The organism is Arthrobacter sp. SO3, from assembly GCF_020532825.1.
Taxonomy (GTDB): domain Bacteria; phylum Actinomycetota; class Actinomycetes; order Actinomycetales; family Micrococcaceae; genus Arthrobacter.
In genome coordinates this window covers 1-13,820 of sequence record NZ_MQTS01000129.1, presented here as the reverse complement: position 1 = coordinate 13,820, position 13,820 = coordinate 1, and the positions used below count along the sequence as shown (strand labels likewise).

Genomic DNA, 13,820 nt, shown 5'->3' with positions numbered 1-13,820 from the left:
CGCGAACTTCCCGTTGTAGCCCCGGCTGCCGACGCGGCAGCCGGGGCTACAACGGGAAGTTCGCGGGTGGGGTGCGCAACTGTCGCTGCGCCTGAGGCTCCGTTGGTGGAGGAACTGTCTCCGGCGTCGAAGGATTCGAACAAAGGCCACCACTTGGCATCCACGGTGTTCTTGTCCTGCTGATAACGCTCGTACAGTTCGTCAACGAGCCACTCGTTTCCGCCAAATTCCTCTGGTAGACGGTGGCTAGGCTGCTCTGGCACTTGAATTACGCCTCTTCCATGAGTTTGATTCCCACTGGCTTCACGGTGCCTCAGCACGACGATTGAACCAGTCTCCGCGTCCAGTGAACCCAGACCTCTGCCAGTCTAGTGACGATTCTTGCCAAACCGCCAATAAGGGTGACTCAAATCATCGAGTCGGCTGAAAGCGTCGTGACGGCACCCCATCGGGCCCCCGGAGGCCTCCCCGCAGGCAGCGGAACGACAGCAGAACTGCACCGGAAGGGCAGCAGAACGCCGGCTCGTGGCCGGGTCGGGCGGGTGCCGCAGTCCGTGGAAGCCTCGCTAGACTCGCACGGAGAACCCGTTAAACACCGGAATGCCTACCTAAGGAGCAGCCGTGCGTTTCCTGACCGAGCCCACCACCGACCTGACCTATTCGGACCTCTTTCTCGTACCGTCCCGTTCCGACGTCACCTCCCGCCTGGATGTGGACCTGGCAGCGGACGACGGAACGGGTTCCGTGATTCCCCTGGTGGCGGCCAACATGACGGCGGTGACCGGCAAACGGATGGCCGAGACCATGGCCCGGCGCGGGGGACTGGCGGTGCTGCCGCAGGATGTCCCCCTCGACGTGATCCGCGACGTGACGGCCTGGATCAAGACCCGCCACCCCGTCCTGGAAACACCGGTCACCCTCTCGCCGGCCGACACCGTCATCGACGCCCTGCACCTGATGGGCAAGCGTCCGCACGGGGCCATCATGGTCGTGGATGACGCGGGTGCCGTGACCGGCATCCTCCGGGCCGCGGACTGCGAGGGCCAGGACCGCTTCGCCTCGCTCGCCACGGTGATGCGCCACCAGCCGCTGGTGCTTGACGCTTCCCTGCTCGACGGCAGCACCGACGGCAGCACCGACGGCGGGTCCGGAACCGGGGCCGCCGGCGGATCAAGCGCCGGCCTGCGCCGCGCCTTTGACGCAATGGACGCTGCCGGGACCGACATTGCGCCGGTGCAGCGCGATGGCGTCCTGGCCGGAGTCCTCACCCGGAAGGGGGCCCTGCGCTCGACGCTGTACCGGCCCTCGCTGGACGCTTCCGGCAGGCTCAAGGTGGCCGCCGCCGTCGGGATCAACGGCGACGTCGCCGGGCGGGCTGCGGAACTCCTCGCTGCCGGGGTCAACGTGCTGGTCCTCGATACCGCGCACGGCCACCAGCGGAAGATGTTTGATGCCCTGGCCGCCGTAAAGGGCCTCAACCCCGGCGTGCCCGTGGTGGCAGGCAACGTGGTCACCGCCGAGGCGACCCGCGAACTCATCCAGGCCGGAGCGGACATCGTCAAGGTCGGGGTGGGCCCCGGGGCCATGTGCACGACGCGCATGATGACGGCCGTGGGCCGGCCGCAGTTCTCTGCCGTGCTGGAGTGCTCGGCCGCCGCGCGGGCTGCCGGCGGGCGCGTCTGGGCCGACGGCGGCGTCCGCTACCCGCGCGACGTGGCGCTTGCCCTGGCTGCCGGCGCCAGCCAGGTCATGATCGGATCCTGGTTCGCCGGCACGCACGAGAGCCCCGGGGACCTGCAGCAGGACGCCGGCGGCCGGATGTTCAAGGAAAGCTTCGGCATGGCGTCCGCCCGGGCCGTGCAGAACCGGAACCAGCGCGAGGGCGCCTTCGAGAAGGACCGCAAGGCCCTCTTCGAGGAAGGCATCTCCACGTCACGGATGTTCATCGATCCGGCGCGGCCCGGCGTCGAGGACCTGCTGGACATGATCACCGCCGGGCTCCGCAGTTCCATGAGCTATGCAGGGGCGGCCGACCTTGCATCGTTCCGGGAACGTGCGGTGGCCGGGATCCAGTCCGCGGCCGGCTACGAGGAAGGCCGTCCGGTCCCGCAGAGCTGGTGAGTCGCGCCGCGGGCGGACACGGCCGGCGTCGGGCGTCACCCGGCGCCGGACCGCGGCGGCTGCTCCTGTAGACTGAACTCCTTATGGACAGTAAATCTAGGTGCCGGCCTGGGGGCTGTCAGCGGGGAACGGAAACCGTTACCGCGCAGTCCACCCGAAGAGCCGGCAAACCCCGTTCACGTGCCCATCATTCTCCGGCGACACACCAGTCCGGAGCCTTTCAGGAATCAGGGTCGGCCGCGGCCGACCATCCTCCGCCGGGCGGACTGTTCCACCCCGCAGCCGTGCGGTTCCCCGGTATCCGGGTTCCACGCCGCACCGCTGGCCCGGAAGCAGGCCGCTAAATGGAGTGGCTACTTCTCGGAGCAGGACTGCTGCTCATCCTGGGAACGGGCTTCTTCGTCGCCGTTGAATTCTCCCTCGTTGCCCTTGACCAGGCCACCGTCCAGCGGGCCGTGGACGACGGCGACACTGCCGCCGTGCCCCTGCTCAAATGCCTCAAGTCCCTGTCCACCCAGCTTTCCAGCTGCCAGCTGGGCATCACCATCACGACCCTGCTCACGGGCTACGTGATGGAGCCGTCGGTCGGCAAACTGCTTGAGGGCCCGCTGGGCGCCCTGGGTATGCCGGAAGCCGCCGTGACCTCCGTGTCGCTGATCCTGGCGATGGCCTTCGCCACGCTCCTGTCCATGCTGATCGGCGAGCTGGTGCCCAAGAACATGGCCATTGCGCTGTCGTTCCAGGTCGGCAGGGCGCTGGCCGGCCCGCAGCTGGTCTTCACGGCCATCTTCAAACCGGCCATCGTGGTGCTCAACGGCTTCTCCAACAAGGTGCTCAATATCTTCGGGCTGGAGGCCAAGGAAGAGATCTCCGGTGCGCGGACGCCGGCCGAACTGGCCTCCCTCGTGCGCCGCTCGGCGGCGATGGGAACCCTGGACGCCGGCACCGCCAACTTCATCGCCCGGACGCTCAAGTTCTCGGGCCGGACGGCGGCAGACGTCATGACGCCCCGCATCCGGGTCGAGACCATCGACGGCCACCAGCCGGTGTCCGACATTGTGGAGGCGGCACGCCGCACCGGCTATTCGCGGTTCCCGGTCATCGGCGAATCCTCGGACGACATCCGCGGAGTGGTGCACATCAAGAAGGCCATCGCCGTTCCCTCGGACCGGCGCGCCAAGCTGGAGGCCGGTGCCATCATGACGGATGTGCTCCGGGTTCCGGAAACCATCCACCTGGACGCCCTGCTGGCGGAATTGCGCGAAGGCAATCTGCAACTGGCCGTGGTCCTGGATGAGTACGGCGGAACCGCCGGCATCGCCACCCTGGAGGATCTGGTGGAGGAAATTGTCGGGGAAGTGGCCGATGAACACGACAAGGTCCGGCCGGGGCTGCTGCAGAGCGCCTCGGGGGACTGGTATTTTCCCGGCCTGCTGCGCCCCGATGAACTCTCCGAGCAGATCCCGGGACTAACCGTTCCCGACGAGTCTGCCTACGAAACGGTCGGAGGCTACGTTATGAGCCAGCTGGGCCGGATTGCTTCCGTGGGAGACACGGTCGACGTCGGCGGCGGGACCCTGAGTGTCACCCGCATGGACGGGCGCAGGATCGACCGGATCTGCTTCCGGCCCGTCCGTGTCCCCGGCGAAAGCCGCGCCGCCGCCGAGGATGGTGCCGAATGAGCGACTGGGTAGGAATTCTCTGGCTGGTGGTACTGCTGATCGGTAACGCCTTCTTCGTGGCCGCCGAGTTCGCCGTCATGTCCGCGCGCCGGAGCCAGATTGAGCCCCTCGCCGAGGCGGGCTCCATGCGTGCGCAAACCACCTTGCGCGCGATGGAAAACGTCTCCCTGATGCTGGCCTGCGCCCAGCTGGGCATCACCGTCTGCTCGCTGCTGATCCTGCAGGTCGCCGAACCGGCCATCCATCATTTGATGGTGGTGCCGCTGGAAGCGGTTGGCATTCCGGTGGAAATAGCAAACATTGCGGCGTTCGCCGTCGCGCTGCTGGTGGTCACGTTCCTGCACGTCACCATTGGCGAGATGGTTCCGAAGAACATCTCGGTGTCCGTTGCGGACAAGGCAGCCCTGCTGCTGGCGCCGCCGCTGATGTTCATCGCCCGCGCGGTGAAGCCGGTGATTGTTGCCCTCAACTGGTCCGCGAACCACATCCTGAAACTGATGCGGATCGAGCCCAAGGATGAGGTCACGTCCTCCTTTACCCTGGAGGAAGTGCAGTCGATCGTGCAGGAATCGACCCGCCACGGGCTCGTGGACGACGACGCCGGCCTGATCACCGGTGCACTCGAATTCTCGGAACATACCGCCTCCCGGGTCATGGTCCCGCTGGACAAGCTCGTGATGCTGAAGTCGGCCACCACCCCGGTGGAGTTCGAAAAGGCCGTGAGCCGCACCGGGTTCTCACGCTTCCCGATGCTGGACGAGGACGGGATGCTCTCCGGCTACCTCCACATCAAGGACGTGCTGTCCATCCCGGACGCGGCCTACCACCAGCCGATCGCCGAAAGCCACATCCGGTCCCTGGCGAACCTGTCCATGGATGACGAGGTCGAGAAAGCCATGTCCGTGATGCAGCGGACCGGCTCGCACCTGGCCCGTGTCATCGGCCCGGACGGAAAAACCCAGGGCGTGCTGTTCCTGGAGGATGTTATCGAGGAACTCGTCGGGGAGATCAGGGACGCCACCCAGGCCACCGGTTACCGGAGGCTCGGCCAGGACCAGCAGTAACGTGAGGTGTATCCCTAAATAGGAATCATTCCTATTTAGGGATACACTCGGAGCTATTGCTATTGCTCCTGATTCTCAATAACAGATCCGAGGTCTCCCGTGCGTCGTCCTGCTGCCCGTTCCATCGTCGCCGCTCTTGCCGGCCTGAGCGTGCTCCTGACGGCCTGCGCACCGACATCGGGGAACCCGCAGGGGAGCAGCGACGGAACTGTGGACGTTGTGGCCTCCACCAGCGTTTACGGGAACATCGTGGCCGCCATCGGCGGGGACAAGGTGAAAGTCAGCTCCATCATCACGCGCACCAGCCAGGACCCGCACTCCTACGAGGCGACCACGCAGGACAAGCTGGCGGTTTCCAAGGCCGAGCTGGTGGTGGAGAACGGCGGCGGCTATGACGATTTCATCCACAAGCTCGCAGACGACACGGGTCTGGACCACGGCAGGGTCCTGAATGCCGTGGAACTCTCCGGGCTGGCTCCGGAAGGAACTGCCGGTCCGTCCGCCCCCAACGCCGACGGGCACGCCCACGGCCACGCCGGCTTCAACGAGCACGTCTGGTACAGCCTGCCCGCCATGGGGCGCCTGGCTGACGCCGTCGCGGCCAAGCTCAGTGAACTTGAGCCGTCGTCCGCCGGGAACTTCCGCAGCAACGCGGCGGCGTTCAAGGATTCGCTCGGCGGCCTCGAAGCGAAGCTGGCGGGAATCAGGGCGTCCGCCGGCGGGGCGTCCGTCGCCGTGACGGAACCCGTGCCGCTCTATCTGCTCGATGCCGCCGGCCTGAAAAACCAGACCCCGGACGGGTACACCGCCGCGATCGAAGAAGACACCGATGTGCCGCCCGCCGTCCTCAAGGCCGCCACCGACCTCATGGCGTCGGGCAGCATCAGGCTGCTGGCCTACAACCCGCAAACCGAAGGCCCGCAAACGATCGCCGTCAAGAATGCGGCGGCAGCTGCCGGGGTTCCGGTGGTGAACTTCAGCGAGACCCTTCCCGACGGCAAGTCCTACCTCCAGTGGATGGCTGACAATGTCGACAACATCGGCAAGGCCCTGGCCTAAGACTGCACCATCCCACCGACAAGATCGCCGATGTCCGCCCGGCGCACGAGCGCCGGGCCTAAGATAATCGGGACAGCGTGACCAGGCCGCATGGCCAGCCAGCCAGGCGGAGAGCCAGGCAGAAGGCGCGGGCCGAGGGCCCGCGCAGAATTCGAGGAAATCCAAAGTGACACCCGTAGTGAGCCTCCGTGGAGCCTCCCTCGCGTTCGGCAAACGGACTTTGTGGGAGGGCCTGGACCTGGACATCAACCCGGGTGAATTCTTCGCAGTCCTAGGTCCCAATGGCAGTGGCAAAACGACGTTCCTCAAGGTCCTGCTTGGACTGCAGGAACTGAGCTCCGGCTCGGCCACGCTCGCGGGGCGGCCCGTGGAGCGCGGCAGCCGGGGGATCGGCTATGTTCCGCAGCAGAAGTCATTCGACCCGGATACCCCCCTGCGCGCCCGCGATCTCGTGGGGCTGGGTGTCGACGGCCACCGCTGGGGAATCCGGCTCGGCGCCGCGAAAGTGAACCGCAGAATCGATGAGCTGCTCGACCAGGTGGGAGCCGCCGACTACGCGAAGGTCCCCGTCGGCCAGCTTTCCGGCGGCGAGCAACAGCGGTTGCGGGTGGCGCAGGCGCTGGCCACCGACCCCAAGGTGCTGCTTTGCGACGAACCCCTGCTGTCCCTTGACCTGCAGCACCAGCAGGCAGTCAGCGCCCTGATCAACAAGCAGTGCCACGACCGGGACAGTGCCGTGGTGTTCGTCACGCACGAGATCAACCCGATCATGGATTACGTGGACCGGGTGCTGTACCTGGCCGGCGGACGCTTCCGGGTTGGCCCGCCGGAGGAAGTCATGACCACCGAGGTGCTGTCCGATCTCTACGACAGCCATGTCGAAGTGCTCCACGCGAACGGACGGCTGATCGTCGTCGGACTGCCCGACGCCGCCACCCATCACCACGAGGACGCCCACGTCGTGGCGGGGGAGGTGGGCTAGATGGACCTGGACAGCCTGTTCAATTCAATCTTCAACTTCGAAAACTACGGCGAACTGCTCGCCCTGGTCCAGAATTCCCTGTGGGCCGGCGCGGTCCTCGGCCTGCTGGGCGGGCTGATGGGAACGTTCGTGATGAAGCGGGACCTGGCCTTTGCCGTGCACGGCATCTCCGAACTTTCGTTTGCCGGCGCTGCCTTTGCCCTCCTGATCGGGGCAGACATTGTCCTGGGCTCCCTGGTGGGATCCGTCGTGGCGGCGCTGCTGCTGGGTCTGCTCGGCGTCCGCGCCCGGGACAAGAACTCGATCATCGGCGTCATCATGCCCTTCGGGCTGGGCCTGGGTATCCTGTTCCTCTCCCTGTATGAGGGGCGCGCCGCCAACAAATTCGGCCTGCTCACCGGCCAGATTGTCTCCGTCGGGACCGTCCAGCTGCAGGTGCTCGCGGTCGCCGCCGTCGTGGTGATGATTGCCCTGGTGGCCATCTGGCGTCCGCTGACGTTCGCCAGCGTGGACCCCGACGTCGCGTCGGCCCGCGGCGTGCCCGTGCGGGCACTGGCCATCGGGTTCATGCTGCTGCTCGGCGTCAGCGTGGCCCTCTCCATCCAGATTGTTGGCGCCCTTCTGGTGCTCGCGCTGCTGATCACCCCCGCGGCGGCGGCCATGCGGGTGACGTCCTCACCCCGGCTGGTGGTGATTCTCAGTGTGGTGTTCGCCATGGCGGCCACCGTCGGCGGGATCCTGCTGGCCCTCGGCGGCAGGATCCCGATCAGCCCGTATGTGACCACGCTGTCGTTCCTGATCTACGTTGTGTGCCGGATGATCGGCGGGGTCCGGGCCAGGCGCGGCATGAACGGCCGGGTTCTGCGCGGTGCGGCGGTGCCGGCGGCCTGAGCCGCGGGCGTCGCACTGCAGCAAACATGCATCACTGCAAGTATGCATTTGCGCAATCATTGCAGTCGTGCAATTATTCAAAGCATGACTACTGTTGCTCCGCTGCCCCTGCGTGAGCGCAAGAAGGCTGAGACGTGGGGAGCGCTTCATGAATCGGCCGCATCGCTTGCCCTTGATCGCGGCGTTGACGAGACCACGGTCGAGGCCATCGCCGCCAGCGCCGGCGTCTCGCCGCGGACGTTCTTCAACTATTTCCATGTGAAGGAAGACGCCATACTGGGGCTGCGTGAACCGGTCCTGGATCCGGCGCAGCTGTCCCGCATCTCCGTCACGGCGGATGATCTGGTGGGGCAGATCTCGCGCCTCCTGGTGACCGTTGCCTGGACTGCGATCGGCGGCACCGACCGTGCCCGGCGCCGCCAACTGATTGCCCGGTATCCCAATCTGGCCCGCCGCCATATGGACTACATGGTCAAGGCCGAGCGGCTCGTCTCCCAAGGCATCTCAGGCCTGCTGGCGCAGGATCCCGTGTGGGCCGCCGGCGTCGAAGGCTTCGGCCCGGAGGAAGCCGCGCGGATGCTGGTCATGATCGCCGGTGTTCCCATCCGCTTCAATCTCACTTCAGCTGACTTCGACCCGGTCGAGGGAATCTCCGCGGAGACCCTCGGACCGTCGTTGACCCTGCTGCACGATTTACTAAGGAAAATTTCATGACCAAGCAAGCCGTCCCCGCCGCGGGACCGGCCGAAGGAAAGCAGCACATGGTGCTGCTCTTCGTGGGCCTCATGCTCTCGATGCTTCTGGCCGCACTGAACCAGACCGTGCTCAGCACGGCACTGCCCACGATCGTCGGCGAACTCCACGGAGTCAGCGATATGCTCTGGGTCATCACCGCCTTCATCCTCGCCTCCACCATCACCATGCCCATCTACGGCAAACTGGGCGACCTGATGGGACGCAAAGCCCTGCTGATGGGCGCCATTATCCTGTTTATGATCGGGTCCGTCATCGGCGGCCTGGCGAACGACATGGCTGTGCTGATCACAGCCCGCGTCGTCCAGGGCCTTGGCGGCGGCGGCCTGATGATCCTGTCGCAGGCCGTCATTGCCGACGTCGTTCCGCCCCGCGAACGCGGTAAGTACATGGGCATGATGGGTGGCGTTTTCGCCATTGCCTCCGTGGCCGGTCCGCTGCTGGGCGGCTGGTTCACCGAAGGACCCGGCTGGCGCTGGGTGTTCTGGATCAACATCCCGCTGGGCCTGCTGGCGCTGGCCGGAGCCGTGTTCTTCCTGAAGCTGCCCAAGCACCATGGCAAACCGCGCCTGGACCTCGGCGGAATGGTGCTGCTCGCCATCGCAACAACGTGCCTCGTGCTGTTCGCGACCTGGGGCGGCGGCAAGTACGAATGGAGCGACCCGATCATCCTCGGACTGATCGCCGGCACGGTCCTCAGCGGGGTGGCCTTCGTCCTGGTGGAGCGCCGGACGGCCGAGCCGATCATTCCGCTGCACCTGTTCAAGGACCGCAACTTCAATCTTGCAACGATCGCCGGCCTGCTGATCGGCGTGGCCATGTTCGGCGCCATCGGCTACCTGCCGACCTACCTCCAGATGGCCTTCAGTGTCAACGCCACCGAATCCGGGCTGCTCATGATCCCGATGATGGGCGCCCTGCTGGTTGCCTCGGTGGTTTCCGGACAGCTGGTCAGCCGGACCGGCCGCTACAAATGGATGCCGATCGCGGGTGGCGTGCTGGTCGCCATCGCCCTCGTGCTGCTTTCCACGCTCAAGCCGGAAGCACCCCTCTGGGAAATTTGTGCCTACCTGGCCGTGATGGGCCTGGGGCTGGGCCTGAGCATGCAGATCATGGTGCTCATCGTGCAGAACTCCTTCCCGCTTCGCGAAGTCGGCACCGCAACGGCGTCGAACAACTTCTTCCGGCAGATCGGCGCCACCCTTGGTTCCGCAGTGGTCGGAAGCCTCTTCGCGAGCCGGCTGGCCGAGTTGCTCACCGAGCGCCTGCCGGCCGCGGCCGCAGGCGGCGGCGCGCCCGGAGGGTCGAACTCATTGACCCCCGCGCTGGTCAGCCACTTGCCCGCGCCGATCAAGGAGGCCATCATCTCCTCCTACAACGACGCGCTGACCCCCATCTTCATCTGGATGGTTCCGCTCGCATTGGCGGCCGCCGTGCTGATGTGCTTCATCAAGCCCAAGCCGCTGGCCACCGCAATCGAGCACGACGTTCTGTCCGAGTCCATTTCGGAGGGCAACATCCTGATCACGGCCGACGACGCCGAGGACGAGGCTCTTGCTCCGGCCGCCGGGTCGCGGAAGTAACCAGCGACAACCAAAGACACCGCGTGCGGGTTGCAGTGACTGCAACCTGTACGCGGTGTCTTCTTTTGGCTGGTGGCCGGTGGCTAGCGACCGAAGGCATTGGCCGGAGGCCGGTAGCTAGTAGCCTAGTGGCCAGTGTTCCGGGCCGTGCAATCCGGGCAGAGCCCGAAAATCTCGACGGTGTGTTCCACCGCGGTGAAGCCGTGCTCGGTCGCGGTCCTGGCCGCCCACGCTTCGACCGCGGGCGCCTCGACCTCGACGGCCTTGCCGCAGCTGCGGCACAGCAGATGGTGGTGGTGGCCGGTGACCGCGCAGCGCCGGTAGACGGCCTCGCCGTCGGCATTCCTCAGCACGTCCACCTGGCCCTCATCCGCGAGGGACTGCAGGATCCGGTAGGAGGTGGCGAGGGACACCGACGTGCCGCGGTCCTGGAGAATGCGGTGCAGCTCCTGCGTGCTGACGAAGTCCGTCAGTTCGTCCAGCACCGCGCTGACCGCGAGGCGCTGCTTCGTGACACGCTGCTCTTTGGCCGCGGCGGGGGCAGGCGCCGTCGTCCGGCTGCCGTCGGCTGGGGCGCCCTGGGACATCGTGGAACTCGCTTCGCTGGGGTTTCGTACGGGTGGTGGCAAGGTACCCAGATTACCAGCCGGGCACGTGGACACCGCCGGGGAGGAACCCTAGGCTGGCCAGATGTTGCTGACGAAGTTCACCCATGCCTGTGTCCGGCTCGAGAAGGACGGGAGGGTGCTGGTCTTCGACCCGGGTAACTTCTCCGAGACGGACCAGGCCCTCGCCGGCGCCGACGCCGTGCTGATCACCCACGAACATGCCGACCACGTTGACGTCGACGCCGTCACCGCGGCCCTGGAGGCCGCCACTGCCCAGCAGCTCTTCGCGCCGGCGGGAGTCGCGGCGCAGCTGCGGGACAAGGCGCCCGGCGCCGGGCCCCGGATCCACACCGTGGCCCCCGGCGAGGACTTCGAGGCCGCCGGGTTCTCCATCCGGAGTTTCGGGGGACAGCACGCGCTGATCCATCCGCAGATTCCGGTGGTGGCCAATATCGGCTACTTCGTGGACTCCAACGTCTACCACCCCGGAGATTCCTTCACCGTGCCCGACGGCGTGGATGTCCGGACGCTGCTGGTGCCGATCCACGCACCCTGGAGCAAGGTGGGGGAGGTAATCGACTTTGTTATCGGTGTCCGCGCCCCTAAGGCCTTCCCGATCCATGACGCACTGCTCAACGAGAGCGGGCGCCGGCTGGTGGAAGGGCACGTGACGCAGTTCGGCGCCAAGTACGGCACGGAATACCGGCACCTCTCGAGCGGGGACAGCGTCGAGGTCTAGGAGCCCGGAAGCCTCGCGACGGCTAGGACGGCCAGGTCCCGCTGGCGAAGAACTGCCGGAGGGTCTCTTCGTGCGGTGCGGGATCCAGGCCTTGGGTCTGCAGCCAGTCCGGGTTGTAGTAGTTGCCGGCGTAACGGTCGGCGCCGTCGCATATCAGGGACACGACGCTGCCGCGGCACCCCTCGGCGATCATCTCGGCGATGAGCTGCCAGACACCCCACAGGTTGGTGCCGGTGGACGGGCCCGCCTGCAGTCCGGCGTAATCGTGCAGATGGCGCATCGCAGCCACCGACGCCCCGTCCGGCACCGGGATCATGTGGTCGATGACGGCCGGGACAAAGCTGGGTTCGAGCCTCGCCCGGCCGATCCCCTCGATCCGCGACGGGCGGCCAGCGGCGGCCACAGCTTCGACGGCGGCCACAGCGGTTCCCCGCGCCGGGGCGGCTGTCTCCGGGTTGTCGCTTGGAAGTCCGCCGGTGGCAGCCCCGCGGCTTTCCAGCCAGCCAGGATAGAACGCGGAGTTTTCCGGATCCACGACGGCGAGTTGGGTGTTGTGGCGGTGGTACCGGAGGTAGCGCCCGATGGTGGCACTGGTGCCGCCGGTGCCGGCACCCACCACAATCCAGCTGGGAATCGGGTGCTCTTCCAGGGCAAGCTGGCCGAAGATGGATTCAGCGATGTTGTTGTTGCCGCGCCAGTCTGTGGCCCGTTCGGCGTAGGTAAACTGGTCCATGTAGTGGCCGTTGGTGCGCCGTGCGAGTTCCGCGGCGGCCTCGTAGACCTCCGACGCGTGGTCCACGAGCAGGCACGAGCCGCCGAACTTCTCGATCAGCGCGATCTTCTCCCGGCTGGTGGTCCGGGCCATCACCGCAATGAACGGCAGCCCCAGCAGTTGGGCAAAGTAGGCTTCCGACACGGCCGTGCTGCCGCTGGAGGCTTCAACGATGGTGGTGCCCTCGCGGATCCAGCCGTTGACCAGCCCAAAGAGGAAAAGTGACCGGGCCAGGCGGTGCTTAAGGCTCCCGGTCCGGTGGGTTGACTCGTCCTTGAGATAGAGCTGGACGCCCCAGTGCTCCGGAATCGGGACGGAATACAGGTGGGTGTCCGCCGACCTGTTGTTCTCTGCGTTGATTCTGCGGATGGCCTCGTCGGCCCAGACCCGGTCCTGCTGTCGTGCTCTGATCACTGCACCAGCCTACCCGCGGCGGCAGATTCCCCTGGATAGAGTTGGCGGATGCAGACGCTCATGGATGTAGCCACCTTGAAGGACCGGCTGGCCGGCGCCGGCAAAACCGAACGTCGGACGGTGTTGCTGGATGTGCGCTGGGCGCTCGGGGACCCGCACGGCCGGGAACAATACCTCGCGGAACACCTTCCCGGGGCGGTCTTCGTGGACCTCGCCCGGGAGTTGGCCGGAGCCGCGGACCCGAGTCGGGGCCGGCACCCGCTTCCGCCGTTGGAGCAGTTCCAGGCTTCCGCCCGTGCCTGGGGCATCCGAAGCGGCGACGTTGTGGTGGCCTACGACGACAGCGGGAATCTGGCAGCAGCCCGGCTCTGGTGGATGCTGCGGAATGCCGGACTTCCCGAGGTGTACCTGCTCGACGGCGGCCTGGCCGCCTGGCGTCACGCGGGCTTTGGCCTCGAAAGCGGTGAACGGCAGGCGCAGCCCGGGGACGTCGTGCTGGCTGGCGGTGCCATGCCCGTGGTCGACGCCGGGCAGGCGGCCTCGTGGGGCCAGCAGGGACTGCTGCTCGACGCCCGGGCGGGGGAGCGGTACCGCGGAGAGTTCGAGCCGGTGGACTCCCGCGCCGGCCATATCCCGGGAGCTGTCAGCGCCCCCACCACCGTCAACCTCGCCCCGGATGGCAGGTTCCTGCCGGCCGAGAAGCTGCGCGAACACTTCACCGGACTCGGGGTGCGCCCCGACCTCCCGACCGCTGTTTACTGCGGCTCCGGCGTCACGGCGGCCCACGAAATTGCTGCCCTCGAAATCGCCGGATTCCCTGCGGCGCTCTATCCGGGGTCGTTCTCGGAATGGTCTTACAACGCCTCGAACGATGTTGTGAGCGGGGCTGCTCCGTATCCGGACGGCACCGCTGCGAGCTAATTGAATCTCCCTGAACTCCCTGAACTCCCTGAACTCCCTGAACCGCGGGGCACCAGTCGCGGCCCAGCTGGGCTAGGCGGCTGACTGCGTTGACCGTGTTGACTGTTCTAGCTGGGTTGACGCAGGTGGCTGTTTGGCTCCCTGCGGTGTTCCGGGCAGTGGTGGTGCGGTGGATTGGTAGGTGTGTCCGGTGGGGGTGGTGATGTCGAGGGTGTGTCGGGGTCCGGGGCG

13 protein-coding genes are annotated in these 13,820 nt (G+C 66.6%); 10 read left to right on the top strand and 3 right to left on the bottom strand.

The features are described from left to right. Nucleotides 1-263 (bottom strand): 2-oxoglutarate dehydrogenase E1 subunit family protein (locus BJQ90_RS12825; protein ID WP_226760638.1); only part of this gene is annotated, 263 nt, incomplete at its 3' end. 358 nt (nt 264-621) lie between these two features. On the opposite strand from BJQ90_RS12825, the gene BJQ90_RS12820 reads away from it, so the two are divergent. The 8 genes from BJQ90_RS12820 (at nt 622) to BJQ90_RS12785 (ending at nt 10,135) form a co-directional block, all read left to right on the top strand. Beyond that, nucleotides 622-2,121: a GuaB1 family IMP dehydrogenase-related protein gene (locus BJQ90_RS12820; RefSeq protein WP_226760637.1), complete on the top strand. Its 1,500-nt coding sequence runs from the start codon at nt 622-624 to the stop codon at nt 2,119-2,121. 344 nt (nt 2,122-2,465) lie between these two features. Continuing rightward, the gene (locus tag BJQ90_RS12815; RefSeq protein WP_226760636.1) at nt 2,466-3,803 is read left to right on the top strand and encodes a hemolysin family protein; all 1,338 of its coding nucleotides are present in this window, start codon (nt 2,466-2,468) and stop codon (nt 3,801-3,803) included. After that, nucleotides 3,800-4,867: a hemolysin family protein gene (locus BJQ90_RS12810; protein ID WP_226760635.1), complete on the top strand. Its 1,068-nt coding sequence runs from the start codon at nt 3,800-3,802 to the stop codon at nt 4,865-4,867. Before BJQ90_RS12815 ends, BJQ90_RS12810 begins: the two co-directional genes overlap by 4 nt. A gap of 99 nt (nt 4,868-4,966) precedes the next feature. Next, nucleotides 4,967-5,926, top strand: coding sequence for a metal ABC transporter solute-binding protein, Zn/Mn family (locus tag BJQ90_RS12805; protein ID WP_226760634.1), 960 nt, complete (start codon nt 4,967-4,969; stop codon nt 5,924-5,926). A gap of 166 nt (nt 5,927-6,092) precedes the next feature. Beyond that, the gene (locus BJQ90_RS12800; protein WP_226760633.1) at nt 6,093-6,908 is read left to right on the top strand and encodes a metal ABC transporter ATP-binding protein; all 816 of its coding nucleotides are present in this window, start codon (nt 6,093-6,095) and stop codon (nt 6,906-6,908) included. Beyond that, a complete protein-coding gene (locus BJQ90_RS12795; protein ID WP_226760632.1) occupies nt 6,909-7,799 on the top strand; it encodes a metal ABC transporter permease in 891 nt (296 codons plus the stop codon). A gap of 84 nt (nt 7,800-7,883) precedes the next feature. Further along, complete coding sequence (locus BJQ90_RS12790) at nt 7,884-8,513, top strand: TetR/AcrR family transcriptional regulator (RefSeq protein WP_226760631.1); 630 nt, start codon at nt 7,884-7,886, stop codon at nt 8,511-8,513. After that, entirely contained in the window at nt 8,510-10,135 is a 1,626-nt protein-coding gene (locus BJQ90_RS12785) for an MDR family MFS transporter (RefSeq protein WP_226760630.1), read from the top strand. Before BJQ90_RS12790 ends, BJQ90_RS12785 begins: the two co-directional genes overlap by 4 nt. A 125-nt stretch (nt 10,136-10,260) precedes the next feature. Here BJQ90_RS12785 and BJQ90_RS12780 read toward each other — a convergent pair whose 3' ends face one another. Then, a complete protein-coding gene (locus BJQ90_RS12780) occupies nt 10,261-10,722 on the bottom strand; it encodes a Fur family transcriptional regulator (RefSeq protein ID WP_226760640.1) in 462 nt (153 codons plus the stop codon). 103 nt (nt 10,723-10,825) lie between these two features. Between BJQ90_RS12780 and BJQ90_RS12775 the strand changes: the two genes are divergently transcribed. Then, complete coding sequence (locus tag BJQ90_RS12775) at nt 10,826-11,482, top strand: MBL fold metallo-hydrolase (protein ID WP_226760629.1); 657 nt, start codon at nt 10,826-10,828, stop codon at nt 11,480-11,482. 22 nt (nt 11,483-11,504) lie between these two features. Here the strand turns inward: BJQ90_RS12775 and BJQ90_RS12770 are convergent, their stop codons facing one another. Then, the gene (locus BJQ90_RS12770) at nt 11,505-12,668 is read right to left on the bottom strand and encodes a PLP-dependent cysteine synthase family protein (RefSeq protein ID WP_319004633.1); all 1,164 of its coding nucleotides are present in this window, start codon (nt 12,666-12,668) and stop codon (nt 11,505-11,507) included. A gap of 48 nt (nt 12,669-12,716) precedes the next feature. Between BJQ90_RS12770 and BJQ90_RS12765 the strand changes: the two genes are divergently transcribed. After that, the gene (locus BJQ90_RS12765; RefSeq protein ID WP_226760628.1) at nt 12,717-13,589 is read left to right on the top strand and encodes a sulfurtransferase; all 873 of its coding nucleotides are present in this window, start codon (nt 12,717-12,719) and stop codon (nt 13,587-13,589) included. Nucleotides 13,590-13,820 lie beyond the last annotated feature (231 nt).